Here is a 25274-nt window from a genome sequence, read left to right on the forward strand (position 1 = left end):
GTGACCTCTTCATTCTGTTGCCATTTATTTTAATAATATTTTTTATGTGGTGTTTTCGGTGTGCTTACAGCCGATAAAGCGCCATTGTATTTGGCCGCAACCTTGTTATGTTTAATGTCGGAAGAGGAGATACAAGGGAGTTTTCAAGGAAGAACCATAAGGATATACAGAGGGATGAATTTTGCACCAGGGAGGTGCTGCGGACAGGATGTCCGGTTTGGAGTGGTAGTTGTACTAAAGGTGGCCGAAAGGTCGCCTTTTTTTATGCCTGCTCGATACTCTTGTGATGGTATCAAGCAGAGGTAGAGTGAAGTCTATAGGTTATGAAACGGTCAAGGACGATCGTCGCCGATTAAACCCTTGTTCCATGTTGCCGATAAATCGTACAGCTTGTGATTGTTTTCCAAGCATTGCACACGATGAGGGCAGCTATGCGAACGAGAATTCATGAAATTCCTGCTTGCTTCATAGAGACGATTGAAATAGATGCTGAGCGTTATAACTTGATCCAGCGGGCACTCAATCGGCTAGGTAGGCCGCTGCGCTTTCCCTTGGTAGGGCTATGTCATTTGGACATGATACTGGAGTCGGATAGCTGGGTCTGTGTTGATCGTGGTGCGCTGGAGATGCCGGTGGTTGCATGGCACCTGTTCGAAAAAACCAGCCGAAAAAACATCCATTCAGCTGTGTCGTGTGAGTTACGTCACTATCGGGTTAATACCGATATACTGCTCCCCTTCGTCTGGATGACTCTAGAGAGCATTCTAAAAGCACGTTTATCTGAGGGTGACTCGGCGAATGCTACATCAGTGACCCCTCTGTTTCCCAATTGAGCCACTACTTGCCCATCTGCTTTCCTGGCTAGTTGGCTTATTCGTTGTATCCGTTATTCAGATTCGCGTGTCTATTTGTTATCGCTTATACTGGCTTTTTTTAGAATAAGCAGGATATACACCGTGAGCAATCAGTCGATAGATAAACCATGGGGTGGTCGTTTTAACGAACCCACTGATGCATTTGTAGAAGCTTTTACGGCCTCTGTCGGCTTTGATAAGCGCCTCTATAAACATGATATTGCCGGTTCGGTAGCCCATGCGAGAATGCTAGGGCATGTGGGGGTTTTAAGTGCTGATGACGTGGCGCAGATTTTAAGCGGATTAGAGCAGGTGTTGGTTGAAATTGAACAGGGCGAATTCAACTGGTCGGTCGCGCTGGAAGATGTTCACATGAATATTGAGGCACGTCTCACGACGATCATTGGTGATGTGGGCAAAAAGCTCCACACCGGACGCTCAAGAAATGACCAGGTTGCAACGGATATTCGGCTCTATCTGCGTGAGGAAATTGATGTGATCTCTCAGGAGCTATCACGGGTGCAAGGCGCATTGCTGAGCTTGGCCGAGGCCGAGGCTGATACGATCATGCCGGGTTTTACTCACCTTCAAACAGCACAGCCAATCACCTTTGGCCACCACATGCTAGCATGGTTTGAAATGTTAAAACGCGATACAGGGCGTTTAGCCGATTGCCGAAAACGTGTTAATAGTTTGCCGCTGGGTAGTGCCGCACTGGCGGGCACCACCTACCCAATTGATCGCGAGTTTACCGCTAACGCACTGGGTTTTGAGGCTATTTGTGAAAACTCTCTGGATGCGGTGAGTGATCGTGACTTTGCGATTGAGTTTGTCGCTGCCGCAAGCTTGATAATGACGCACCTTTCCCGCGCCTCTGAAGAGCTGATTATCTGGTGCTCAGCACAATTCAACTTTGTTGAGTTGGGCGATAGTTTCTGTACAGGCTCTTCTATTATGCCGCAGAAGAAAAACCCGGATGTCCCCGAGTTGATTCGAGGGAAAACCGGCCGCATAAATGGACACCTCGTCTGCCTGCTGACCCTAATGAAAGGCCAGCCGCTGGCCTACAACAAAGATAATCAAGAAGATAAAGAGCCGCTATTCGATACTATCGATAACCTGCGAGGCTGCCTAAAAGTATTTGCCGACATGATTCCGGCAATCACGGTTAATCGTGATGCTATGCGTGATGCAGCGATTCGGGGCTTTTCAACGGCGACAGATTTAGCAGACTACCTGGTTCGTAAAGGCGTACCGTTTCGTGATGCCCATGAAATTGTAGGCAAATCGGTACGCTATGGTATCGAGCAGAATAAAGACCTAGGTGAAATGAAGCTGGATGAGCTGAGTCAGTTTTCAGATGTGATCCAACAAGATGTCTTTGGTGTGTTGACCTTGGAAGGCTCCGTATCGGCGCGTGATCATTTAGGGGGGACTGCACCTCGGCAAGTGCGTAAGGCGGTGTTGCGCGGGCGTGAGTGGTTGGACGGGGCAAACTAGCCTGTCGACGGTTAGGGAAATATACGCTTCACTAAATATTGTGTTTTGTGGTGATACCCTACCCCGATAAGGATGCTAACCCCTGCCGAAACGGGTCTTTACTCGTTTTTCGGTATGCCGCTGCCGAAAATTTACCGCGTGTGTTGCCAGTGCTTGGTCACAGTTGCCCAGCGTGAAAATGGAGGCGCGGCAGGTCACCGTTCTCATTATGGTCAATGCTGATGCGGGTGATGCCGGCATTGGGGATGTCTAGGCGGAACATGTTCTCTAGTGGCATTCCGAGCACTTCGCGGATGATCATACGCATCATGCCCGCATGTCCGACCATTAGTATGTGTTCTCCTTGATGTTGTGCGATGGCATTTCGCCAGCCTTGAAGGATTCTTGTGCGAAAGCAGGCTAGAGTTTCACCTCCGGGTGGTGGGTTTTTGATGGGATCCCGCCAAAAACTATTCAGTGCATGGGGGGTTTCTGTCATTAGTTGTTGTGCTGTTTTTCCTTCCCACTCACCAAAGCCAAGCTCCATTAATCGAGCGTCCCGCGTAAGGGGGAGTTGGTAGCGGTTGGCGACTTCTTCAGCATATGCAGCGCAGCGCTGTAAGCTTGAGCTTACGATGGCGCTCCAGGGGTGGTGTTCGGCAATGGCAGCGCGCATCTGGCTCCACCCTTTGTCACTTAAGGGGTCATCAAGATGGCCGCGATATCTTTTTCCGCCAACCGGTTCACCATGGCGAATAAGGTCGATGGTGGTGCAGAGGTAATCACTCATGCCTAAGATAGCCCAGTCAAAGTCAGTACCGCGATAAGCGTGATCCAGATGATGATTGCTCTGTTTGCCAAGGCGAGTGTGCACTGTACATTTTGTAGGTCGCTTTCTCTGCCGTTAGGTTCAATTTGTAAAGCGCCCAAGCCGCTACATATCAGGATGCCGCAATTATCATCACAATAGGTTTGTGCCCACTCTGTTTGATAGCAGCGCCAGTTTTGCCACGCATCACTCATGCTGCCACCTAATGCATAACTCATGGCAGTCAGCCTTGCAGGTAACCAGTTTAAAATAGTGTGTAGCCGTTGCGTTGCTTCCCGTAGTTCTTCGCAATCTTTATTCTGACTGTAGTGCATGAGCTGTTGGTTGCACCGATAGAGTAGTGCGCCCAATGGCCCCAGGATGAGGAACCAAAATAGAACCGCCGTGATGCGTTCACAGGTGTTGGTGAGGATGGCGTTGATAACGTGTTGGTTAGCCTGCTCAATTTTTGTCATTTCATGGCGGTAGGGGTGAAGTTTATTTGCATAATGTAGCGCCGCTTCAGTGTCGCCACGCTCAGCAGCATCTGTGTAGTCGGTTACCTGGATGGCGCTATTTTGGGGGCCGATACTGTAGCTGAGCACGGCGATGGATAATAAAAACCACAGTAGAAGATTGATACTTGAAAGAACCACTATTCCAAGAATAATAATGGGGGCAAGTATCAATAAAAGTGTGATTGTGCCGTCAAGGTTCGGGCAGGCGCGATGAAACCACTGCATGTACTGCTTTAGCCAGTGATAACGACGAAACTGGCTGATGGTGGGGGTGAATTTTTCGACCGCGATGCAGATGAGAATAATGATCAAAGTCATGGAGTGTATTCCGACGGTTGATGTACTGGCAGATTTTGATGACTATACCACGATGTAGGTATTACCACAGCAGGAGAGAATCTTTATCAACAAGTCATGATTTTGCCCGCTCAATCTGACTAAACCAGAACCCTTTAAGGCAATATATTTTTGCGATAACGTGGCCAGTCAAAAGCGGGGCCAGGATCTGTTTTTCGTCCGGGAGAGATGGAATTATGCCCGGTTATGCGTTCTCTGGTAATGGCGGGGTAGTGCTGCATGATGAGGTGGGTGACATCTGCCAGCACCTTATACTGCTCCTTGGTATAAGGGGTGTTGTCGCCACCCTCCAGCTCAATGCCAATGGAAAAATCATTACACTCTTCTCGACCTGCAAAGCAGGATTGACCTGCATGCCATGCGCGTTTGTGCAGAGGTACAAACTGGGTTAACGCTCCTTTTCGGTCAATAAGAAGGTGTGCGGATACTTTCATATCCTTAATTTGAGAGAAAAAGGGGTGCCGGCTTGAATCGAGTTGATTGCAAAAGAACTCGGCAATCTCATTACCCCCAAATTTCCCGGGGGGGAGGCTTATATTGTGTATCACCAATAGCGAGACCTCATCAGGGTCAGGACGTCGATCAAAATTGGGTGAGAGCAGGAGGCGAGCCTGGGGGATGACTCCACGGTTTTTGATTAAGGTGAATTTGGACATAGTACAGTTTCCTTTTTAGCTGCCTGCTAACGGCATTATAAATGGAAAGGTGTTTTAATTAGATAGGTATTCTTCATGTTGTTGGAAGCAAGCCACGATTCTGGCCTTATTATTCTCTCTCTGATTATTTCGGTTTGGGGGGTCTACTCTTCGCTGGGTGTGATGGGTAATGTTTTTGCTCTGCAAGGTGGAGCCCGCATGCGGGCTCTCTTATCTGCTGCAGTGCTAATGGGTGTTTCGATCTGGACAGTACATTTCGTGGGCGTGCTTTCACATACGCTCCCCACGCTTACCGTATACCTCCCCTCCTATGTTTTTCTCTCTCTCTTGGTCACTCTTTTTGTCTCGGTGGTGGCGACCTATTTAATGGTGTTGCAGCGGGGTCCTCGGGTGCTGCTTCTTGCGGGTGCCGTGTTAGGGGGAGCGATTGCCGTGATGTACCTGACGGGCGTGATGGCACTAAAAGTGAGTGGCCTTATAGAATATAAGATGTCAGTTATTTTAATCTCACTCGCTATTGCATTGGCGGCTAGCATCACTGGGCTCTATTTAATGTCTCAGCATATTCATTTAGTACGGCAGGGAAAGGGGGAGAAGAATCGCCACTTGCAAGCGTCGCTGGTGTTGGGCCTTGGAATAGCGGTGGCACATTACACAGCCTTGAGTGGCACAACGGTTACGGTAACAGGGGGCGCGCATCTGATCGATTCATTAGATGGCGTTATTACGCGCTCGGAACTTACGCTATGGGTTGTCTTCGTGGTAGGCACCACCATTGCAATAATATCGTTTCTGCTGCGCAATATTAAATTTAATGCTATGACGTTAGGGGTGGGTGTTAATTACTGGTTGGTGGGTATTGGCGTTTTTGGTATCAGCTTGATGGTGCTGGGGCAGTGGTTTGTTGCGAACTCTTTCCAGAAAGAGTCGAGCCTGGCCCAGGTGGGTTATCGAATCCAGAGTGACCTCGCACAGATGCGATACATGCAGGAGGTTGCTAATGGTGAGCCTTATCGCTTGGCCAACTGGCTGGAGCGTGTTGATGATATTGCGCACTCAATTGATGTTGTAATGAATCTGGATGGCGTGGTGACGACTAAAGAGGACGAGCAGCTGCGTAAAGAGTTATGGGCGATATCAACACTGGTTGCACGGCTATCAACCACCTTTTCGGCAGAGGCGAAGGGTGAGCCCGCTTCATTTGTGAAGGGTGTAGAGACCGAAAAAACACTGAGTGCGCTTCACCTCTTGAGTGAAGACCTGCTGGCTAACTCGTTACTCATGGCGCAGCATAATCAGCGGCTGCTCAGCTTTATAAATGGCGCCAATACTATCTGGTTTCTACTTGTTTTTGGAAGCGTCATTGCGGTTATGAGGCGGCGTGAGCAGCAGTTGAGTTGGGTGAATACGGAGATGAAAGAGGCGCTGCATGAGCTTCAAAGGCAGAAATACGCTATAGATCAGCATGCCATTGTGGCGATGACAGATCCATCGGGTGCGATCACCTATGTGAATGATAAGTTCTGTCAAATCTCTCAATATTCAGAAGAGGAGCTGCTGGGCGCTAATCACCAAATACTGAATTCAGGGCTTCACTCTCAGACGTTCTGGCAAGATATGTGGCAAACCATTGGTGCGGGCAAAGTTTGGCAAGGTGATATTAGAAATCGCAACAAAAGCGGTGAATATTATTGGGTTAACACTACGATTGTCCCCTTTATGGGCAGCAACAATTTGCCAGAGCGCTATCTCTCTATGCGCACAGACATCAGCCGAAGCAAGCAGGCGGAGATGGAGCTGCGCGAAAAAGAGTATTGGATGAACTCTCTTATTCAGGCACTGCCGGATGAGGCTCTGCTTCAGGATGTTGATACGCGCTGGTTGATTGCAAATGATATTTTGTTGCGCAACTTAGGGCTAAGCGGAGATGAGTACCAAGGGTTGACCACGAAACAGTTGGTAGAAAAAAGCGATATTTTGAAGCAGAGAGTGCTCATTGATGGTGAGGGTGAGCAGGTCTGGGAGCGCGATGATATAACCCACTGGGAGCTGGAGTACCCGACGTCGCAGGGTAATGCTGTTTTTGAGGTGGTTAATGTGCCGCTCTTTAATGAGGATGGCAGCCGCAAAGGCGGAGTGAGGGTTGCCAGTGACATCTCTGCTCGCAAGCGGGTGGAGGAGGAGAATCAGATGCTGGCCTCTGCGATTTTTCAGGCCGAAGAGGGGATGTTTATTGCCGATGCACAAGGGCAGCTTGAGTACGTTAACCCAGCTTATGAGGAGACCCTATCTTCCGAGGGTGATATTATTGGCACCCAGCTGCCCCTGCTAAACTCTGAATGCTCAGGAAGCGAGTTCTCAGAGATGCTCTGGGATGCCTTAACCCGAGGGGAGTCTTGGTCAGGACGTTATGAGTGGCATTGTAGTAAAGATAAGAATGAGCGCAACTTTATGGTGAGTCTTTCACCGGTTGTGACGGTAAAAGGGATGCGTTTTGTGGGGTTGTTGCGGGATGTGACAGACGAACAAAATCTTGAAAATCAGCTTCAGCAAGCACAAAAAATGGAGTCTATTGGTCGCTTGGCGGGTGGTATTGCCCATGATTTTAATAATATACTGACCGCAATAATCGGTTACTCTGACCTGGTTCAGGATGACCTGCCAGTGGGCAGTGATGCATATAGTAATATGTTGGAGATTCAAACCGCCAGCCAGCGGGCTAAAGAGCTGGTAAAGCAGATTTTAAGTTTCAGTCGGCAGTCATACAATGAACGGCAAATATTTGATGCTGAAACAGTGGTAAAAGAGGCTGTGCGCCTGATTCGTACCTCTTCCCCAGCCACTATCACCATTGAAGAGCAGTATGCGGGTATCTCTATGATGGTAGAGATGGACCCTACTCAGCTACATCAAATTATTATGAATCTCTGTGTGAATGCGATGCAGGCGATGGATGAGAAGGGGCGGCTGGTCATTGCGACACGCCAATGCAGCGCCTCAGAACTTGATATATCAGAGCTGCGTGCGGGAGAGCTTGGTTGCTACTTACATTTGTCAGTTGCTGATAATGGGCCGGGTGTGCCGGAAAAGTTACACTCCAAAATATTTGAACCCTTTTTCACCACAAAAGAGGTGGGTAGCGGAACCGGTATGGGGTTGGCGGCTGTTCACGGTATTGTGAATAACAATCAAGGGGTAATCCGACTCCGCGACTCGTCAGAGAGTGGTGCCTGCTTTGATATTTATCTGCCACTGGCCAGCCATCAACAACCAGAGAAACTTGTTGCACCGGCACCGGCACCGGCACCGGCCACCAAATCGAAAGCCAAGCGTACGGTGCATGCGGGCACGGTTCTCTATGTTGATGATGAAGTAGCGTTAACAAATGTTATTCAACTCTTTTTAACCAGTCAGGGGTTTGATGTTGATGTGGCAAACGACCCGTTGGACGCCCTGAAGATGATCGTGGCAGCACCTGAAAAGTATGATGTTGTGGTGAGTGACCAGCTTATGCCAAATATGCGGGGCGACCAGCTGGTGGAAGAGGTACTCAATATCTCTCCCGGGATGCCTTTTGTTTTATGCAGTGGTTACAGTGATTCGGTTAATCTTGAGCGGGCGAAAGAGAAGGGGGTACGCGAGGTTTTACAGAAGCCGGTCGACTTCAGAAGTTTTTCCGAGCTGCTAAAGGGTATTGTAATAAACAGGCGCAGTGAGGCGTAAGAGAGCATGGCAAAAATATTGGTTGTGGATGATGAGAAGCAGATACGCGATATGTTGACGCAGATTTTAACCCGAGCAAAGCATGAGGTGGAGTTGGCTGAAGATGGCGTTATCGCTTTGCAAAAATATCGGGCATCCACATTTGACCTGATTATCACCGACCTTATGATGGCGAAAAAGAATGGACTCGAGTTAATCCGGGAAATCTCGCAGGAATTTGGCGAGGTGCGCGTCATTGCTATTTCGGGCGGCATGCCGACATCGCCATCTGATTACTACCTCTCGGTGGCGAAATTGATGGGCGCATCCAAAATACTCGATAAACCCTTTACCAAAGTTGAGCTGCTGGCGGCGGTGGATGCCCTGTTGGCTCAGGAATAAACAGCGTGTAGAAATTATTTAAGGCACGACCCTAGCCTGAATAATTCATAAACAATGCACAACCTCATCTGCCTATTGATTCCACAGCCCCCTATCGCCGGTAATCACTGAAGCGGTGAACCCTCTGTAAAGCCAATACTCTGCATGGTGTTTGCGCAAATTTATGAAATATCCGGGCTGAAGGGTTGGCTTTGGTTGCCATCTCTCAGCGTGATCAACGGCCAGCCACGCTGGGTGGCATGCTCTGCAAGGCGTGGGTCGGGGTCGACCGCAATCGGGTGGTTTACCCTCTCCAGCAGCGGCAGATCATTTTGTGAATCACTGTAGAACCAGCTCTCTCCCAGTGTTCTGTTACTCTCCTCCAGCCACTGGTTGAGGCGTTTCACTTTCCCCTCTTGAAAACAGGGTATGCCGGAAACTTTTCCGCTGTAGTGGTTATTGATCATCTCTGGATCAGTGGCGATGAGTGCGTCCACACCGAGTAACTGCGCGATAGGTGCGGTGACAAAGCGGTTGGTTGCGGTGATGATCATTAAGAAATGGCCCTGGTCACGGTGCTCTTGCAGCAGGTTTTTTGCTGCTGGCAGCATGATGGGGGCTATTTTTTCTTCCATGAACTGTTTATGCAGTGCGTTCAGTGTTGCCAGCGTGAGTTCGGAAAGTGGTTTGAGGCTGAAGTTAAGGAATTCGTTAATATCCAGTTTTCCTGCTTGGTACTCTTCATAGAAACGCTGATTCTCTTTGGCATAAAAACCGGCATCAACGACGCCCTGCTCGGCAATGAATGCCCCCCATAATGCATCGCTATCGCCACCTAGCAAGGTGTTGTCCAAATCAAAAATAGCGATACTCATGCTGTTGTTCCTCGTTGATTATCTTGTTTATTCGCGCACTATAGAGGGTTTCACCCTGTTGTAAAAGATTTGGCAGTGAGGCGTTGACGTTGCGAGGCTATTTATATTTGCCGAGTATGGGGATTTATGGAAGAATCGTGACAACTCTCTTTAATATTACATGATGAATGCAAGTGATTGATTTAGAAGGCTACCGAGCAAATATAGGCATCATCCTAGCAAATCAGCATGGCAAGCTGTTTTGGGCGCGGCGTATTGGTCAGCAGTCTTGGCAATTCCCCCAGGGGGGAATAAAAGAGCATGAGACACCCGAGCAGGCGCTGTTTAGGGAGCTGCATGAAGAAGTGGGCTTATTGCCTGAGCATGTGGAGGTGCTGGCGCGCACGCCGGACTGGTTGCGTTACGACCTGCCTAAGCACTTGTTACGCCGGGAGAAACTTCCACTCTGTATTGGCCAGAAGCAGATCTGGTTTGTATTGCGGCTCATTGCGCCTGCTGACCATGTCTCGCTGGATTCCAGTGGTAGACCTGAGTTTGATTTTTGGCGTTGGGTTGATTACTGGCATCCACTCAATGAGGTTGTTTTTTTTAAACGCAAGGTTTACGAATCGGCACTGAAAACGTTGGCCCCAACACTCTTTGGCTCTGCTGATAAAGTCCCCCCCCGTGGCACCCACTCCCCTGCATCAACGAGGTTCAGAGGCTGATGCCTGTTGTCGGCAACCAAATGCTTGGCACCCTGCGGCGAATCGTTCAAGAGGTTAATAACGCCCCCACGCTAGAGGTAGCACTTCAGCGTATTGTGCTGCGTGTCAAGCAGGCTGTTGAGGTGGATGCCTGCACCGTCTACCTGCGTGATAGTGAACAGATGTATGTGTTAATGGCCACGCTGGGTTTAAACCCAGCGGCGGTTGGTCGTGTCCGCTTAGCCGCAGAAAAGAGCTTGATTGGTCTGGTGGGCAGTCGTGCGGAGCCTATTAATTTAGATGATGCGCCTTCACACGAGCGTTACCAATATTTTCCCGATACCGGCGAAGAGGTTTATCACGGCTTTCTCGGTGTGCCGATTATTCAGCAGAGTCAGGTGCTCGGTGTTTTGGCCGTGCAAGCGATTGAAGGGGTTCGCTTTGACGAGGACAGCGTTAGCTTTCTAATTACAGTGGCCGCTCAACTGGCGAACGCTATTACCCATGCTGAGGTGGCGGGTGATGTTGAGCGGCTGCTGGGAAAAGGGCATCGTAGCGACCGCCCTCTACTCGGCCTGGCAGGCTCTGCTGGCGTAGCATTGGGTACTGCGGTGGTGGTTTACCCAATGGCAGATCTCAACGCGGTGCCCGACCGCATGGTGAGCGATACCGCAGCAGAAGAGCAGCGGCTGATGGCTGCTATGGACGCAGTACGCAACGATATCAAGCAGCTCTTGGCACGGTTGAAAGAGATGGAAGTGCCGGAAGATGATCGTGTACTGTTCGAAGTCTATTTGATGATGCTAGACAGCGGCGGCATGCTCGATAAAATCATTGAGTACATTCACCAGGGGCATTGGGCGGCCGGCGCGCTCAAAAAGGCGGTGTTGGAGCATGTTCGGGTGTTTGAGGAGATGGAAGACCCCTACCTCAGTGAGCGCGCACTGGATATTCGCGATCTCGGTATCCGCGTACTGGCGCATCTGCAAAATGTGCCAGACCAAAAGAGTGACTATCCGGCAGAGACGGTGCTGGTGGGTGAAGAAATTACCGCCACCCTGTTGGCCGAGGTGCCCGCGAAGAAATTAACAGCAGTCGTCTCTGTGCGGGGTTCCAATAACTCCCATGTAGCGATACTTGCCCGGGCGATGGGTATTCCAGCGGTGATGGGGGTTACTGATTTTCCGATCCGGCGGGTGGATGGGCAGCGTGTCATTGTGGATGGTTACCAAGGTAAGGTATATATCAAGCCATCGGACACCCTTGCAAAAGAGTATGCACGTCTTGTTGTGGAAGAGAATGAACTGGTCGAATCACTGGATGGGCTGCGTAATGAACCCGCGATAACCACGGATGGCACCCTTATCCCGCTTTATGCTAATACCGGGCTGTTGTCTGATATTGGCCCTTCACTGAAATGCGGCGCAGAAGGGGTGGGGCTATACCGCACCGAGTTTCCTTTTTTAATCCGGGACCGTTTTCCAGGGGAAGAGGAGCAGTACCAGATCTATCGCCAGGTTTTTAATGCGTTTAAAGGCCGTCCTGTGGTGATACGGAGTTTGGATATTGGTGGAGATAAAGCGCTGAGTTATTTCCCGATCAATGAAGAAAACCCATTTCTTGGCTGGCGTGGTATTCGGGTGACGCTGGATCATCCCGAAATATTTTTGGTACAGATACGCGCCATTTTCCGTGCTAGCGAGGGTGGTGATAATCTTAATATTCTATTGCCGATGATTACAAACCTCTCCGAAGTTGAATCGGCAAAGCAGTTGATTCGCCGGGTTGCGAAGGAGTTGAGAGAGGAGGGTGTAAAAGTTGGCCGGTACCGCCTGGGAGTGATGATAGAGGTGCCTGCCACTGTTTTTCAAGCTGATAAGTTGGCCTGCCAGGTTGACTTCTTATCGGTAGGAACTAATGATTTGACCCAATATTTATTGGCTGTTGATCGTAATAACCCTCAAGTAGCGCACCTGTTTGATAGCCTGCACCCTTCTGTATTGCAAGCACTGCAACACGTGGTGAAGTGCGCACATGCCCAGAATAAACAGGTCAGCATCTGTGGTGAGATGGCAGGCGATCCGGCCGCTGCCATCCTGCTGCTGGCCATGGGCGCAGATAGTTTGAGCATGAACGCGGCCAGCCTGCCTCGGGTAAAATGGGCGATTCGTAACTTCTCACAGCAGCATGCCAGCCAGCTGCTTGATGAAGCGCTACAGGCTGATAATGCGACCACCACTCGAGAGACCTTGAATCTGGCGCTTAATAATATCGGCCTGGGTGGCTTGCTGCGCGCAGGGAAATGATTGGTAAAGGGTGAGCCGGTATTAAAGGTCGTTTCTATTCATGCCTTGCAGTTTCTTGATTTCAGCATAGTATTCGCCGCCATCTTTCTCCCTCTGCATGATTTTAATCGGTAGGTAGTTCAGCGCAGGTGCACACCAGATGGTGGTCTCTCGCTTGCCACTTTTGCGCCGCAGCACCAGCGTCTGGTAACGGCCGATCGCAGTTTCCAGCACCTCTTCTCTGATGCGCTCTATCTCATACTGTTTAAGCTTTCCACCGTCGGCAATTGGATAGCTGAAACGCTCTTTCTCCCCCGCGTCGAGCATTATCTGCAGCTGATAAGATAATTTGTCTAGCGCCGCCTCCGGAATCTCCATTACCCAGGGATCATCGTTGATCCGGTTGGTCACCTTGTTATTTTTCCGGTCAAAACTGAGATCAACATGGCGCTCTTTTTTTCCGCTACGGGCGTAGTGGTAGCTCTCTGGTAGCAGGCGGTTACCATCGGCTGAATAGAGCAACAGACTCTTCTCATATATCTTATCTTTGATAAAAAAGGCTGCAAAGCCAACACTGCGGGTGCTGGAGTCAAATTGATAGCGGCCATCATCCAGACGCTTAAATGTACGCCTGTTTTCACCGTATGTGATGCCCGCACGAGTTAAATCATAAGTGGCATCAAAATCGGGGATGACGGGCTCTGTAGCAAATGCCGAGGGGGAGATAAGAATCAGCGAGAAGAGAGCAATAAAGGGGATGGTCTGCATGGGTGTTTTTGCCTTTTTATCTCGAAATTCTGTCATGATCGAAATAGCGCTCAGTGCTGAAAGCGATGGAGAGAGGTTTCAGCCGGTCAATCCAGCCACTCTATCTCAGATTACTTTGGTACAAAATAGTTTCTTTGCTTCTGTGGTGGCCTGGTGATTGATGCCTCGTATATAGCTCAAGACTCATTGTCAATACCCCTCTCTTCTTCCATGTTGAAAATAAAAGGTTGGTGGCGTGGTTCTTTGTTAAATAAAACATGGTTGTCAACCAGTTGGAGTAGCCCCTGGCTAAACCACTGGATCGCCTGCGGGTAGATTTTATGCTCGGCATGCAATACCCGCTTGGCCAGTTGTGTGGGCGTGTCACCTGCCTGTATCGCCACCCGGCCTTGTATGATGAGGGGGCCGCCATCAAGCTCTTCGGTGACGAAGTGGACGCTGGCACCGTGCTCGCTATCTTGTGCTTCGATGGCGCGCTGGTGGGTATTAAGTCCGGGATATTTAGGCAGTAGCGAAGGGTGGATGTTGAGTAGTCGCCCTTGGTAGTGCCGTACAAAATCGGTGGTGAGAATGCGCATGAAACCGGCAAGCACCAGTAGCTCAGGGTGGTAGCTGTCGATACATTGTTGCAGTGCACGATCAAACTCGGTGCGGCTGGTGAATGCTTTGTGGTCGAGGGTTTCTGTGGGTATGCCCGCTTTGGCAGCCCGTTGTATGCCTTGTACGCCAGGGCGGTTGCTGATGACGGCTTTAATCTCAATATCGAGGTCACCACGCTGTGTGGCATCAATAATCGCTTGCAGGTTGCTGCCGCTCCCTGAAATGAGCACCACCACTGCGGTGTTTCGCTCTGAGTTGATCATAGGGTTACTCGATGATGACCTGCTCAGCGCCCGCTTCTATGGTGATGATTTCACCCAGCGTCCACGCCTTTTCACCGTATTGATTGAGCAACTCCACTGCTTTACTGGCTTGCTCTTTGGGGAGGCAAATCACCATGCCAACGCCGCAGTTGAAGGTGCGAAACATCTCATTCAGTTCGATATTGCCCTTCTCTTGCAACCACTGAAATATGGCGGGTAGTGATAAGCTGTTTGCATCCAGTTTTGCGGCGCAATTTTCAGGTAAAACACGGGGAATATTTTCCAGCAAGCCGCCGCCGGTGATGTGGGAGAGTGCGTGCACATCAACCTCTTTAAATAGGGCTAACAGTGGCTTGATGTAGATGCGTGTCGGCGTGAGCAGCGCATCCCCCAGGGTGCTGTCACCAAAGGTATCGCTCAATGAGGCACCGCTAACGGCGATGATTTTGCGTATCAGAGAGTAGCCGTTGGAGTGTGGGCCGCTCGAGGCGATGCCAATCAGCGTGTCGCCTGCTTTGACTTTGCTGCCATCAATGGCATCATCTTTTTCGACAATGCCGACGCAAAAACCGGCCAGATCATAATCTTCGCCTTGGTACATGCCGGGCATTTCAGCGGTCTCACCGCCAATCAGTGCGGCTCCTGATTGCAGGCACCCTTCTGCAATGCCTTTAACAATGTCGACGCCATTGTCTACGTCGAGCTTGCCCGTGGCATAGTAATCGAGGAAGAAGAGTGGCTCGGCACCTTGAACGATGAGGTCATTGACACACATTGCCACCAGGTCGATGCCGATGGTGTCATGTTTTTTCATCTCCATCGCCAGCTTGAGCTTGGTGCCAACGCCATCGGTGCCCGAGACCAAAACGGGCTTCTTATAGCGATCCAGTGGAATTTCAAATAGCGCGCCAAAGCCACCTAATCCACCGATCACCTCGGGGCGCTGGGTTTTTGCGACAATCGGTTTAATGCGCTCTACCAGACGGCTGCCTGCATCAATATCAACGCCCGCATTGCGGTAGTTTAGTGACGGGTTGGGTGTGGATTTGTCGTTCACTCAAGGACTCCTGAAGATTCTTGATTACAAGGGGAGTGGGTTGCCCCCACGGCTGCGAATTACCCTGTGTGGGGTGCTATCACTTGACTTGCGTGCCAAGCTTGCTTAGCGTGCACCTCATGAATCGACTATTTTACCTTTTTTCGTTGTTATGGTGTGGATTATTCTACAGTGGAGTGCAGGCCGCCACTGTAGAGGGGCTTTATGAGGCAGAGGTGCCGGTGGCAAGGCAAACAGATAGTGAGCGTAGCCGTGTGTTGCCGCTGGCATTTCAACAGGTTTTAATTAAGGTGGTTGGGCAGCACCAGCTCGATCCCGATGTGGTTAAAGCGTTGTCACGCAAAGCTTCTCGCTTTACACAGCAGTTTCGATTCAAGGTTAACCCGGAGTGGCGCAAGTATCAGGATGCGTTAACAGCTCCTACGGCTCTGGGCTGGACATCATCCAACCGTTCAGATGATGATCAGTTAGCTGGTGAAGCAGACGCCGTCGCCGTACCACCTGAACCCTATTTGTTATGGGTCCGCTTTGGTGAGTCGACAGTGAATCAGGCGCTAATGGATGCCGCACTGCCCATTTGGGGCAAGGAGCGCCCCGCACTGCTGTTGTGGTTAGTTATAGAACAGTCGGGTGAGCGTATTCTGCTGGGGGGGGAGTTGCTGCCTGAGCTTCAGTCCCAAGTAGTGAAAATATCTCAGCAGCGGGGGGTTCCATTGTGGCTGCCGTTACTCGATTTTCAGGATCAACAGAGCATTGCAGTGGGTGATCTTATGGGTGGATTTGAGGAGCCTGTTCTTGAAGCCTCTAAGCGCTACCAACCGGACAAGATAGCGGTTGGCCGTTTACACCAATTGAATGAGACGGTCTGGCGGACTCAGTGGCGGTTGCTAGGTGATGATCAATCTTCTGTGATTTACCAAGAGTCAGCCGGACTAGAAGCAGGCCTTGAGGAGGGCCTTAATCTACTGCTGGATCAGTTGGGGGAGCGTTTTGCCCAGTACTTGGATGTTAATCAAAAAAACAAAATTGTGCTGCGAGTTCATGGCGTGACTGATTTGGCAGCCTATGCGCGGGTGACTGAATATCTCTCCAGTCTCGATGTTGTGAAGAGTGTCTTTGTCAAAGAGGCCTCAGAAGGAACACTGCTGGTTGAACTGGAGGCGCTGGGTGATCGCGGGGTAGTTGAGCGGCTGCTGGCCTTGGGGCGGCAGTTACACCCCCTAGTGAGTGGCAGCGATCCATTTGAAAGTGAAATTGAACGGCACTATCAGTTGAGCCCATAGTCGGGCGCGGCTGAGGTGATACACACCCGGATAACTCATAAAATATCCGGGCTAACATCAGGTATTACATATTATGTCATCCGCAGATAAACACCCACCCTTGAGCAGTATTGACCGGGTGGTATTACTTTTGGCGTTGCTGGCAGCGGGTGGATTGCTCTACCTGTTCTCTCCCATATTGACACCATTTGTTGTTTCGGCATTTTTCGCCTATATGGGTGATCCATTGGTGGACCGCTTGGAGGCACGGGGGGTACCACGGGCGGCAGGCGTTTCAGCTGTTTTTATGGGCATACTGTCGGCCTGCCTTCTGGTTTTACTGGTATTTTTACCCTTATTGCAGCAGCAGCTCGTGACCTTGCTTGCTAAGCTGCCTCACTATCTGGAATATCTTCAGCAGCACTGGATGCCTGCGGTAGTTGCAAAGCTGGGTCTTGACCCTGATCTTTTTAATTTGGCCACCGTTAAAACCTTAATAGTTGAACGCTGGCAACAGGCAGGTGGCTTTGCAAAGGCTTTCGTGGGTTCTGTTTTTAGCTCTGGCTTGATGATGCTGGCGTGGCTGGCAAACCTTATTTTGATCCCGGTGGTGACGTTTTACCTGCTGCGTGACTGGGATTTTTTTATTGGCCGTTTGCGCGAGCTGATTCCCCGCTCGTGGGAGGGTGATGCGGTAAAGCTGATCGTTGAGTCAGATGTCGTGTTGAGCGCTTTCCTGCGAGGCCAGCTATTGGTTATGCTGGCGTTGGCGACGGTCTACTCAGCGGGCTTGTGGTTGGTGGGGCTGGAGTTTTCACTGTTGATTGGCGTGATCGCCGGGCTGGTTAGCTTTGTGCCCTACCTTGGTTTTATTGTTGGCGCAGGCTTAGCGACGGTGGCCGCTTATCTCCAGTTCCAGGAGTTTGGTGTGTTGTTGGCGGTGGTGGCTGTTTTTGGTGTTGGGCAGTTGCTGGAAAGCTTTGTTTTAACACCGAAGCTGGTAGGTGACCGAATTGGCTTGCATCCGGTGGCCGTTATTTTTGCAGTGATGGCGGGCGGGCAGCTATTTGGTTTTTTTGGTATTTTACTCGCACTTCCCGTAGCTGCGGTGCTGATGGTTGTGTTGCGGCATATGCACGAGCGCTATCTGCGTAGCCGAATTTATGGGCAGTAGATGCTGATGAACTCAATGGCTGACCAACTCACCCTGGGTGTTCAATTAAAAGATAATGCAAGTTTTGCCAATTTTTACCCGGGTGATAATCAAGAAGCACTACAGGCGTTGATGCTGCTGGCGCGGCAAGCGGAGCCGGGTTTTGTGTTTCTGTGGGGAGGGGTGGGCTCAGGTAAGAGTCACCTGTTGCAAGCGCTGTGTCATGAGGCAGGCTCTGCAGGCGGTGCAACAGTTTACCTTCCGCTAAGGGATGCGCCTGGCCTCTCTTGCGATATCCTCTCGGGGCTGGAATCGATAAGCCTGGTTTGTCTTGATGATGTGGAATCGATTGTGGGTAGTGCCGAGTGGGAAGAGGCGATTTTTCACCTATACAATCGAATCCAGATGCAGGGAGGGCGCCTGGTTATTACCGCCAGCGGCACACCTTCATCATTGAACTTCCATTTACCAGACCTAGTGTCACGGTTGACCCATGGGCTTATATACCGCCTGCAATGTCTGGACGATGAGCAGAAAGGGTATGCGTTGCAGCAGCGGGCAACTTTTCGGGGTTTTGCACTGCCAGAAGAGGTATTAAACTACCTGCTTAAGCGTGCCCCGCGTAGCGTAGACATGCTGTTTGAGCTCTTTGATCGCCTCGATCAAGCCTCACTGGCTGCAAAGCGTAAGTTGACTATTCCTTTCGTTCGGTCATTTTTAGAAAAAGAGCGTAAAGCATAAAATTACAGCGCAAGCTGCTTGGCAATAGCCGCCACTCGTTTACCAAGTGCTGCCGCAAGGCGGCGCTCTTCATCACTGAGCGGCTGTCCTCCATCGGCACCCGTTACCCGGCTTGCGCCATAGGGGGTTCCACCGCTGCGGGTGTTTCTGAGGTCCGCCTCACTGAACGGCAGCCCGACAACGATCATGCCGTGATGCATGAGTGGCAGCATCATTGATAATAGTGTGCTCTCTTGCCCACCGTGTAGGGTTGAGCTGGATGTGAAGAGTGCGGCAGGCTTGCCCGCAAGTGTTCCGTTTAGCCATAGATCGCTGGTTCCATCCAGAAAATATTTCATGGCGGCGGGCATATTTCCAAAGCGGGTAGGGCCGCCGAGAATCAATCCTTGGCACTCAATTAAATCTTGTTTTTCAACATAAAGAGGGCCTGAGTCCGGAATATCATCCTGGCTCTTTTCGCAAACAGTACTCACCGCTGGAACGGTGCGTACTCGTGCGTTCATCTCCGATACATCGTCAACACCCCGTGCAATATGTTGAGCTAACTCTGCGGTAGCGCCGTGACGACTATAATATAGAACTAAAATATCAGCCATTGATGTCTCCTCTAAATACACAAGCTCACTTGTTTATTGACTCCACAGCGAGTATTGCCAACTACTGGTATGGCGGTTTTTCATGAGTCTCTCTGTAAAGGCAACATGCTACGTGATTTTGCACCGGTTAGTTAACAATTCGGGTTAGGCCGACCTTGGCTGGGTTTGCGCAAAATTTTCTCTCACAAGTGATAGGCTGACGGATGCTCTCTTGACAGCCTTATAGGTGGAGTGCTAGTTTCCACACACTGTTATGGGTAAAGGGAGTGGTGGTGGTGATATTTAAGCGAAAAAGCCTTTTTTTAGCTAAAAATATCGCAACTTACGGGTTGGTTTTCTGCTGTTTTTTTGCTCTATTTGCGTGTGCGGCGGCACCCATTCAAGAGATGAGTGATGCCCGGCAGGCCGTGCAAGCAGCAAAAACATCGGGTGTTGATGTCCAGCAAAGTAAGCTGCTGGAGCTGGCGGAAGATCACCTAAAATCAGCCGAGCTGAAGTTGCAGCGTCGCTGGTACAACTCGGCCAGGGAAGATGCTATTTTGGCGCGTGATGCCGCGCTTAAATCTCAGCAGGAGATAGTCGATGTGCGTTGAGTCACTTAGTGTTTCTTCATGGCTTCTATCTTAACCTTCCACTCTTTTGGGCCACTTTGGTGTATCGACGCACCGCTTGAATCAACCGCCACGGTCACTGGCATATCGACTACCTCAAACTCATAAATTGCCTCCATACCCAGCTCAGCAAAGGCGACAACTTTGGCTGAACGAATGGACTTCGATATCAAGTAGGCGGCTCCTCCTGTTGCAATTAAATAGACCGACTGGTGCTGTTTGATTGAGGCGATTGTATTGGGGCCGCGCTCTGCCTTCCCTATCATGCCAAGAATCCCGGTGCTATCGAGCATGACATCGGTAAATTTGTCCATGCGTGTTGATGTGGTCGGCCCAGCCGGGCCGACGGCTTCACCTTTGACGGGGTCAACAGGGCCAACGTAATAGATAAAGCGATTGGCCAGCTCGACACTTTCCGGTATGCCAGACCCATCGGCTATGAGCTCTACCAGTCTTTTATGGGCGGCATCACGAGCGGTTAAAATTGTCCCTGAAAGCAGCAATGTATCGCCGGGACGCCAGCTTTTTGTCTGCTCATGGGTGAGGGTGTTGAGGTCGATGTGCTGCGAATGCATCTCATTGGAGTGGCTAATGGTGGGCCAGTCACTCAAGCGGGGTGGTATTAGCTTTGCGGGGCCGCGTCCATCAAGTGTGAAGTGAATGTGGCGAGTGGCAGCGCAGTTTGGAATGATGGCGACAGGGAGTGATGCCGCATGGCAGGGAAACTCCATGATTTTGACATCAAGCACCGTGGTTATGCCGCCTAGCCCCTGCGCGCCAATTCCGAGGTTATTGATCTTTTCGTGCAAAGCGAGCCGGAGCGCCTCAGTTTGATTTTGCGCTCCCCTGCTTTGTAGTTCATGGATGTCAATCGGGGCCATCAGCGACTCCTTTGCCATTAGCATCGCCTTTTCGGGTGTGCCGCCAATGCCAACACCAAGAATTCCCGGGGGGCACCAGCCGGCGCCAAGTGTGGGCAGGGTCTCTAAAATCCAATCGGTTAGGTTGTCAGTTGGGTTCAATATAGTGAAGCGTGCCTTGTTTTCGGACCCGCCTCCCTTGGCAGCGCAGATAATCTCAACGGTGTCGCCAGTAACAACTTCGTAGTGAATGATGGCGGGCGTGTTGTCATGGGTGTTGATGCGCGAGCCTGAGGGTGGCGAGACAATCGAGGCGCGTAGTGGGTTGTTGGCGTTAGTATATGCACGGCGAACCCCTTCATTGACTAAATCAGCAATCGATCGGTCGCCATCCCACGAGACATTCATGCCGACCTTTATAAAGACAACCGCTGTCCCTGTGTCCTGACAGATGGGCCGCTTACCCTCGGCACACATCTTTGAATTGATGAGGATTTGAGCAATAGCCTCTTTCGCTGCGGGTGATTTTTCGCTGATGTAGGCGTTGTGCATTGCATCGATAAAATCCTGGGGATGATAGTATGAGATATACTGAAAGGCATCGGCAATGCTCTGGATTAGGTCGTGGTTTTTGATGTGTGCCACAGATAAAGTCTCCCCTGTTATTATATGGAAAAGCGGCGTTCGGTTCTGTTGTTTTGGGCGTTGATAAGTGGTTACTTTATAGCATGCTAGAGGGCAGTGCACAGGGGTGTAGGTCAAATTAACATATTGGGTGTTGACATGTGGAATCATCTCGATCAGAATGCGCAGCACTTGGAGGGGTTCCCGAGTGGCCAAAGGGGGCAGACTGTAAATCTGCTGGCTCAGCCTTCGAAGGTTCGAATCCTTCCCCCTCCACCATATTTTAGGTGGGCGTAAAGGTAATTGCGGGTGTAGTTCAATGGTAGAACCTCAGCCTTCCAAGCTGATGGCGTGGGTTCGATTCCCACCATCCGCTCCATTTTTGATTGTGCTCAAAAAGATTTAGGCCCATATAGCTCAGTCGGTAGAGCACATCCTTGGTAAGGATGAGGTCACCGGTTCAATTCCGGTTATGGGCTCCACGTTTTTTGTTTTTAATATTTATCATTCACTAATCAGCTTAGGGGATCCGCAGATGTCCAAGGAAAAATTTGAACGCACCAAGCCACATGTTAATGTTGGTACCATCGGTCATGTTGACCACGGTAAAACCACGCTGACTGCGGCAATCACCAAATGTATGGCTGAAAAGCATGGTGGTGAGTTTAAAGCTTACGACCAGATAGATGGTGCACCTGAAGAGCGTGCCCGTGGTATCACTATTGCTACGGCACATGTTGAATATGAATCAGATGTACGTCACTACGCACACGTTGATTGCCCGGGCCATGCTGATTATGTGAAAAACATGATCACCGGTGCCGCGCAGATGGATGGTGCGATTCTGGTTTGTTCGGCGGCAGACGGCCCAATGCCACAAACCCGTGAGCACATACTGCTCTCGCGCCAGGTAGGTGTTCCTTATATTGTCGTGTTTCTGAACAAAGCGGACATGGTTGATGATGACGAGCTGCTTGAGCTGGTTGAGATGGAAGTGCGTGAGCTTTTGGATAAGTATGAATTCCCGGGTGATGATACACCGGTAATCATCGGTTCAGCATTGAAAGCATTGGAAGGTGACCAGTCCGATATTGGTGTGCCGGCGATTATTAAACTGGTTGACGCGATGGATAGCTATATTCCAGAGCCTGAGCGGGCGATTGATGGCGCATTCCTGATGCCGGTTGAAGATGTTTTCTCAATCTCTGGTCGTGGCACTGTTGTCACGGGTCGTATTGAGCGGGGTATCGTCAAGGTAGGTGAGGAAGTTGAAATTGTTGGCATCAAAGAGACCGTTAAAACGATCTGTACCGGTGTTGAAATGTTCCGCAAACTGCTTGATGAGGGGCGTGCGGGCGATAATGTTGGCCTATTGCTACGGGGTACCAAGCGCGAAGATGTTGAGCGCGGTCAGGTGCTGTGTCAGCCCGGTTCAATTAACCCCCACACTAAGTTTGAAGCCGAAGTCTATGTGCTAAGCAAAGATGAAGGTGGTCGACATACCCCGTTTTTTAACGGCTATCGTCCGCAGTTCTATTTTCGTACCACTGATGTAACCGGTGCGTGTGATCTGCCAGAGGGTGTGGAGATGGTGATGCCAGGTGATAACGTGCAGATGACGGTATCGCTGATCGCTCCCATCGCAATGGAAGACGGCCTGCGTTTTGCAATCCGTGAAGGTGGTCGTACCGTTGGTGCGGGCGTTGTTGCTAAGATTATTGAATAGCAGCCATTCACGACCGGAAGCCAAGTATTGCTTGGCTTCTAAAATTTTAGGCCAGTAGCTCAATTGGCAGAGCAGCGGTCTCCAAAACCGCAGGTTGGGGGTTCGATTCCCTCCTGGCCTGCCATTTTCTTTTTATAACACTGGGTTATAAATCATGGCAGAGAAGCTAAAGCTAGCGCTCGCAGTAATGATATTTGTTGCTGGGGTTGCGGTTTTTTATATGTTTGAAGACTCCGCACAGTGGATGCGTGTGCTTGGAATGGTTGGGTTTGCAGCGGCCTCATTGGGTGTTGCTTCGCAATCTGTTCAGGGGCGCGCTGCGTTGATGTTTGCGAAAGAGGCGCGTATTGAAGTACGCAAGGTCGTTTGGCCTACTCGGAAAGAGACTCTGCAAACCACCGGTATTGTGCTGGTGATGGTTATTATTGTTGGCATTATGTTGTGGCTTTTGGATATGCTCCTGTTGTGGGCGGTTCAGTTGCTAACAGGTCAAGGGGGCTAGTAATATGGCTATGCGTTGGTATGTTGTGCATGCCTTTTCTGGTTTCGAAAATCAGGTTAAGCGCTCCATAGAGGAGCGCATTGCACGTAAAGGTTTGGAAGATCAGTTTGGCCAGGTTCTTGTTCCAACTGAAGAAGTTGTTGAAATGCGTGACGGGCAGAAGCGCAAAAGTGACCGAAAATTTTTCCCAGGTTATGTGCTTATTCAGATGGATATGGACGATGCCAGCTGGCACCTGGTGAAAGAGGTGCCTCGCGTTTTGGGCTTTATTGGTGGTACGGGCGATCGCCCAACACCGATATCTGAAAAAGAGGCTCAGATGATTCTTCACCGGGTGGAAGAGGGTGCAGAGAAGCCACGGCCCAAAGTATTGTTTGAGGTGGGTGAGCTTGTGCGCATCACTGATGGCCCATTCAATGACTTTAACGGTGTTGTTGAAGAGATCGATTACGACAAGTCTCGCATGCGTGTTGAAGTGACAATTTTTGGCCGCTCGACACCTGTTGAACTTGGTTTTGGTCAGGTTGAAAAAGCCTGATAAAGCGTTTTGTTACGGGGAGCTGAGAAGCGTTTGAACCCACTGTTTAGGAGTTATCCATGGCTAAGAAAGTCACCGGTTATATCAAACTGCAGGTCGCTGCAGGAAAAGCAAACCCCAGTCCGCCTGTCGGCCCGGCGTTAGGTCAGCATGGTGTTAACATCATGGAGTTTTGTAAGGCGTTCAACGCAAAAACTCAGGGCTTTGAAGCAGGCATGCCGATTCCCGTTGTGATCACGGTATACAATGATCGCAGCTTTACTTTTGAAACCAAAACACCGCCAGCATCGTTTTTGTTGAAAAAAGCGCTCGGTGTTAAGAGCGGTTCAGGCGTGCCTAATCGCGATAAGATTGGTACGGTGACGCGCGATCAGCTAGAAGAGATCGCAAAAGCAAAAGAGCCTGACTTGACGGCGGCTGACATGGATGCGGCTGTCCGTACAATTGCAGGTACTGCCCGCTCCATGGGTATTGAAGTGGAAGGAGTTTAAGTTATGGCCAAGCTTTCTAAGCGCAAGCAAGCGATTAATGAAAAAATCAAGGCGGGCTCATTCTACGGCATCGATGAGGCGATTGAGTTGCTTAAGAGTACTCCTGCGGCGAAGTTTGTAGAGTCCGTTGATGTTGCTGTTAATCTTGGTGTGGACTCTCGTAAGTCTGACCAAACAGTTCGTAGCTCAACCGTTCTGCCGAATGGTACGGGCAAAGTAGTGCGTGTTGCGGTATTTGCCCAAGGCGCAAATGCTGACGCTGCAAAAGAGGCGGGTGCTGATATTGTTGGCTTTGACGATCTGGCAGATGAGATCAAGAAGGGTAATATGGATTTTGATGTTGTCATCGCAAGTCCAGACGCAATGCGTGTCGTTGGTCAGTTGGGGCAAATACTAGGCCCGCGTGGATTAATGCCGAACCCAAAAGTCGGCACGGTGACGCCGGATGTTGCTGGTGCAGTTAAAAATGCAAAAGCAGGTCAGGTTCGATATCGCACAGATAAAAATGGCATTATCCATTGCACGATTGGTAAGATCTCATTTGAAGGCGCGGCTCTGCGTGAAAATCTGGTGGCATTGCTGTCAGATCTTCAGAAAATGAAGCCGAGTAGTGCCAAGGGAATTTATCTTAAAAAGATCACGCTCTCTACCACGATGGGAGCTGGTGTATTGGTTGAGAAATCATCACTCGATCTTTGAGTTAGCCTGCTGTTCCGATTTTTGAAAATACTTTGGGTCGTTAATGGAATAACGATCGTCAAAGACCGTAGGTACCTTCGGGTTTAATTGGCGAAAGCCAGCGTGCGTAGATGGTGTGCCCAGTCAGAATATCTGTCTGCTCGCCGTACAGGTTGGGTATCATTTTGATGCCTATTAGGGCA

The 25274-nt window shown here is 50.2% G+C and carries 24 protein-coding genes and 4 tRNA genes; 19 read left to right on the forward strand and 9 right to left on the reverse strand.

Annotated features, from left to right (window positions below; genetic code table 11):
* The first annotated feature begins 431 nt into the window (after window positions 1-431).
* Both L3J94_06485 and argH read left to right on the forward strand, forming a co-directional pair.
* A complete protein-coding gene (locus L3J94_06485) occupies window positions 432-833 on the forward strand; it encodes a hypothetical protein (GenBank protein ID MCF6218397.1) in 402 nt (133 codons plus the stop codon).
* A gap of 114 nt (window positions 834-947) precedes the next feature.
* Window positions 948-2354, forward strand: a complete 1407-nt coding sequence (gene argH / locus L3J94_06490; GenBank protein MCF6218398.1) for an argininosuccinate lyase — start codon at window positions 948-950, stop codon at window positions 2352-2354.
* 157 nt (window positions 2355-2511) lie between these two features.
* Here the strand turns inward: argH and L3J94_06495 are convergent, their stop codons facing one another.
* The 3 genes from L3J94_06495 to ampD all read right to left on the reverse strand — a co-directional run bounded on the left by L3J94_06495 (window position 2512) and on the right by ampD (window position 4672).
* The gene (locus L3J94_06495) at window positions 2512-3123 is read right to left on the reverse strand and encodes an alpha-ribazole phosphatase family protein (protein MCF6218399.1); all 612 of its coding nucleotides are present in this window, start codon (window positions 3121-3123) and stop codon (window positions 2512-2514) included.
* 2 nt (window positions 3124-3125) lie between these two features.
* Window positions 3126-3977 carry a regulatory signaling modulator protein AmpE gene (gene ampE / locus L3J94_06500; protein MCF6218400.1) on the reverse strand — a complete coding sequence of 284 codons (852 nt, stop codon included), beginning with the start codon at window positions 3975-3977 and terminating at the stop codon, window positions 3126-3128.
* 134 nt (window positions 3978-4111) lie between these two features.
* Complete coding sequence (ampD, locus tag L3J94_06505) at window positions 4112-4672, reverse strand: 1,6-anhydro-N-acetylmuramyl-L-alanine amidase AmpD (GenBank protein MCF6218401.1); 561 nt, start codon at window positions 4670-4672, stop codon at window positions 4112-4114.
* A gap of 75 nt (window positions 4673-4747) precedes the next feature.
* On the opposite strand from ampD, the gene L3J94_06510 reads away from it, so the two are divergent.
* Both L3J94_06510 and L3J94_06515 read left to right on the forward strand, forming a co-directional pair.
* A complete protein-coding gene (locus L3J94_06510; protein MCF6218402.1) occupies window positions 4748-8395 on the forward strand; it encodes a PAS domain S-box protein in 3648 nt (1215 codons plus the stop codon).
* A gap of 6 nt (window positions 8396-8401) precedes the next feature.
* Entirely contained in the window at window positions 8402-8776 is a 375-nt protein-coding gene (locus L3J94_06515; protein MCF6218403.1) for a response regulator, read from the forward strand.
* A gap of 161 nt (window positions 8777-8937) precedes the next feature.
* On the opposite strand, the gene L3J94_06520 is transcribed toward L3J94_06515, so the two are convergent.
* On the reverse strand, window positions 8938-9630 hold the full coding sequence (locus L3J94_06520; protein ID MCF6218404.1) for an HAD-IB family hydrolase: 693 nt from the start codon (window positions 9628-9630) through the stop codon (window positions 8938-8940).
* 173 nt (window positions 9631-9803) lie between these two features.
* Between L3J94_06520 and L3J94_06525 the strand changes: the two genes are divergently transcribed.
* Both L3J94_06525 and ptsP read left to right on the forward strand, forming a co-directional pair.
* Window positions 9804-10337 (forward strand): RNA pyrophosphohydrolase, encoded by a 534-nt coding sequence (locus L3J94_06525; protein MCF6218405.1) that lies wholly within the window; start codon window positions 9804-9806, stop codon window positions 10335-10337.
* Between the two features lie 20 nt (window positions 10338-10357).
* Complete coding sequence (gene ptsP / locus L3J94_06530; protein MCF6218406.1) at window positions 10358-12622, forward strand: phosphoenolpyruvate--protein phosphotransferase; 2265 nt, start codon at window positions 10358-10360, stop codon at window positions 12620-12622.
* A gap of 21 nt (window positions 12623-12643) precedes the next feature.
* Here ptsP and L3J94_06535 read toward each other — a convergent pair whose 3' ends face one another.
* The 3 genes from L3J94_06535 to purM all read right to left on the reverse strand — a co-directional run bounded on the left by L3J94_06535 (window position 12644) and on the right by purM (window position 15289).
* Complete coding sequence (locus L3J94_06535) at window positions 12644-13405, reverse strand: DUF3108 domain-containing protein (protein ID MCF6218407.1); 762 nt, start codon at window positions 13403-13405, stop codon at window positions 12644-12646.
* A gap of 140 nt (window positions 13406-13545) precedes the next feature.
* The gene (gene purN / locus L3J94_06540; GenBank protein MCF6218408.1) at window positions 13546-14232 is read right to left on the reverse strand and encodes a phosphoribosylglycinamide formyltransferase; all 687 of its coding nucleotides are present in this window, start codon (window positions 14230-14232) and stop codon (window positions 13546-13548) included.
* A 4-nt stretch (window positions 14233-14236) separates the two neighbouring features.
* Window positions 14237-15289, reverse strand: a complete 1053-nt coding sequence (gene purM, locus L3J94_06545; protein MCF6218409.1) for a phosphoribosylformylglycinamidine cyclo-ligase — start codon at window positions 15287-15289, stop codon at window positions 14237-14239.
* A 119-nt stretch (window positions 15290-15408) separates the two neighbouring features.
* On the opposite strand from purM, the gene L3J94_06550 reads away from it, so the two are divergent.
* The 3 genes from L3J94_06550 to hda all read left to right on the forward strand — a co-directional run bounded on the left by L3J94_06550 (window position 15409) and on the right by hda (window position 18445).
* Window positions 15409-16572, forward strand: coding sequence for a DUF2066 domain-containing protein (locus L3J94_06550; protein MCF6218410.1), 1164 nt, complete (start codon window positions 15409-15411; stop codon window positions 16570-16572).
* A 73-nt stretch (window positions 16573-16645) separates the two neighbouring features.
* Window positions 16646-17725: an AI-2E family transporter gene (locus tag L3J94_06555; GenBank protein ID MCF6218411.1), complete on the forward strand. Its 1080-nt coding sequence runs from the start codon at window positions 16646-16648 to the stop codon at window positions 17723-17725.
* 6 nt (window positions 17726-17731) lie between these two features.
* Complete coding sequence (gene hda / locus L3J94_06560; GenBank protein MCF6218412.1) at window positions 17732-18445, forward strand: DnaA regulatory inactivator Hda; 714 nt, start codon at window positions 17732-17734, stop codon at window positions 18443-18445.
* Between the two features lie 2 nt (window positions 18446-18447).
* On the opposite strand, the gene wrbA is transcribed toward hda, so the two are convergent.
* Window positions 18448-19041, reverse strand: a complete 594-nt coding sequence (gene wrbA / locus L3J94_06565; GenBank protein MCF6218413.1) for an NAD(P)H:quinone oxidoreductase — start codon at window positions 19039-19041, stop codon at window positions 18448-18450.
* A 275-nt stretch (window positions 19042-19316) separates the two neighbouring features.
* On the opposite strand from wrbA, the gene L3J94_06570 reads away from it, so the two are divergent.
* Window positions 19317-19634 (forward strand): DUF4398 domain-containing protein, encoded by a 318-nt coding sequence (locus tag L3J94_06570; GenBank protein MCF6218414.1) that lies wholly within the window; start codon window positions 19317-19319, stop codon window positions 19632-19634.
* Between the two features lie 5 nt (window positions 19635-19639).
* On the opposite strand, the gene L3J94_06575 is transcribed toward L3J94_06570, so the two are convergent.
* A complete protein-coding gene (locus L3J94_06575) occupies window positions 19640-21157 on the reverse strand; it encodes a fumarate hydratase (GenBank protein MCF6218415.1) in 1518 nt (505 codons plus the stop codon).
* 173 nt (window positions 21158-21330) lie between these two features.
* Between L3J94_06575 and L3J94_06580 the strand changes: the two genes are divergently transcribed.
* The 9 genes from L3J94_06580 (at window position 21331) to rplA (ending at window position 25092) form a co-directional block, all read left to right on the forward strand.
* Window positions 21331-21415, forward strand: a tRNA-Tyr gene (locus L3J94_06580).
* A 26-nt stretch (window positions 21416-21441) separates the two neighbouring features.
* Window positions 21442-21515: transfer RNA gene (locus tag L3J94_06585), tRNA-Gly, on the forward strand.
* A 27-nt stretch (window positions 21516-21542) separates the two neighbouring features.
* Window positions 21543-21618 (forward strand) — tRNA-Thr (locus L3J94_06590).
* 53 nt (window positions 21619-21671) lie between these two features.
* Window positions 21672-22862, forward strand: coding sequence for an elongation factor Tu (tuf, locus tag L3J94_06595; protein MCF6218416.1), 1191 nt, complete (start codon window positions 21672-21674; stop codon window positions 22860-22862).
* A gap of 48 nt (window positions 22863-22910) precedes the next feature.
* Window positions 22911-22986, forward strand: a tRNA-Trp gene (locus L3J94_06600).
* Window positions 22987-23016: 30 nt separating this feature from the next.
* The gene (secE, locus tag L3J94_06605; protein ID MCF6218417.1) at window positions 23017-23364 is read left to right on the forward strand and encodes a preprotein translocase subunit SecE; all 348 of its coding nucleotides are present in this window, start codon (window positions 23017-23019) and stop codon (window positions 23362-23364) included.
* A gap of 4 nt (window positions 23365-23368) precedes the next feature.
* Window positions 23369-23902, forward strand: coding sequence for a transcription termination/antitermination protein NusG (gene nusG, locus L3J94_06610; GenBank protein ID MCF6218418.1), 534 nt, complete (start codon window positions 23369-23371; stop codon window positions 23900-23902).
* Window positions 23903-23961: 59 nt separating this feature from the next.
* Window positions 23962-24393 (forward strand): 50S ribosomal protein L11, encoded by a 432-nt coding sequence (rplK, locus tag L3J94_06615; GenBank protein ID MCF6218419.1) that lies wholly within the window; start codon window positions 23962-23964, stop codon window positions 24391-24393.
* 3 nt (window positions 24394-24396) lie between these two features.
* Window positions 24397-25092: a 50S ribosomal protein L1 gene (gene rplA / locus L3J94_06620; protein MCF6218420.1), complete on the forward strand. Its 696-nt coding sequence runs from the start codon at window positions 24397-24399 to the stop codon at window positions 25090-25092.
* Window positions 25093-25274: the final 182 nt, after the last annotated feature.

The organism is Gammaproteobacteria bacterium, assembly GCA_021647245.1.
In the GTDB taxonomy this organism is placed as follows: Bacteria; Pseudomonadota; Gammaproteobacteria; order RBG-16-57-12; family RBG-16-57-12; genus JAFLJP01.

Coding starts and splice junctions, on each gene's coding strand:
- L3J94_06485 (MCF6218397.1), top strand. CDS start 432: ATGCGAACGAGAATTCATGAAATTCCTGCTTGCTTCATAGAGACGATT.
- L3J94_06495 (MCF6218399.1), bottom strand. CDS start 3,123: ATGAGTGATTACCTCTGCACCACCATCGACCTTATTCGCCATGGTGAA.
- ampE (MCF6218400.1), bottom strand. CDS start 3,977: ATGACTTTGATCATTATTCTCATCTGCATCGCGGTCGAAAAATTCACC.
- ampD (MCF6218401.1), bottom strand. CDS start 4,672: ATGTCCAAATTCACCTTAATCAAAAACCGTGGAGTCATCCCCCAGGCT.
- L3J94_06510 (MCF6218402.1), top strand. CDS start 4,748: ATGTTGTTGGAAGCAAGCCACGATTCTGGCCTTATTATTCTCTCTCTG.
- L3J94_06515 (MCF6218403.1), top strand. CDS start 8,402: ATGGCAAAAATATTGGTTGTGGATGATGAGAAGCAGATACGCGATATG.
- L3J94_06520 (MCF6218404.1), bottom strand. CDS start 9,630: ATGAGTATCGCTATTTTTGATTTGGACAACACCTTGCTAGGTGGCGAT.
- ptsP (MCF6218406.1), top strand. CDS start 10,358: ATGCTTGGCACCCTGCGGCGAATCGTTCAAGAGGTTAATAACGCCCCC.
- L3J94_06535 (MCF6218407.1), bottom strand. CDS start 13,405: ATGACAGAATTTCGAGATAAAAAGGCAAAAACACCCATGCAGACCATC.
- purN (MCF6218408.1), bottom strand. CDS start 14,232: ATGATCAACTCAGAGCGAAACACCGCAGTGGTGGTGCTCATTTCAGGG.
- L3J94_06550 (MCF6218410.1), top strand. CDS start 15,409: ATGAATCGACTATTTTACCTTTTTTCGTTGTTATGGTGTGGATTATTC.
- L3J94_06555 (MCF6218411.1), top strand. CDS start 16,646: ATGTCATCCGCAGATAAACACCCACCCTTGAGCAGTATTGACCGGGTG.
- hda (MCF6218412.1), top strand. CDS start 17,732: ATGAACTCAATGGCTGACCAACTCACCCTGGGTGTTCAATTAAAAGAT.
- wrbA (MCF6218413.1), bottom strand. CDS start 19,041: ATGGCTGATATTTTAGTTCTATATTATAGTCGTCACGGCGCTACCGCA.
- tuf (MCF6218416.1), top strand. CDS start 21,672: ATGTCCAAGGAAAAATTTGAACGCACCAAGCCACATGTTAATGTTGGT.
- secE (MCF6218417.1), top strand. CDS start 23,017: ATGGCAGAGAAGCTAAAGCTAGCGCTCGCAGTAATGATATTTGTTGCT.
- nusG (MCF6218418.1), top strand. CDS start 23,369: ATGGCTATGCGTTGGTATGTTGTGCATGCCTTTTCTGGTTTCGAAAAT.
- rplK (MCF6218419.1), top strand. CDS start 23,962: ATGGCTAAGAAAGTCACCGGTTATATCAAACTGCAGGTCGCTGCAGGA.
- rplA (MCF6218420.1), top strand. CDS start 24,397: ATGGCCAAGCTTTCTAAGCGCAAGCAAGCGATTAATGAAAAAATCAAG.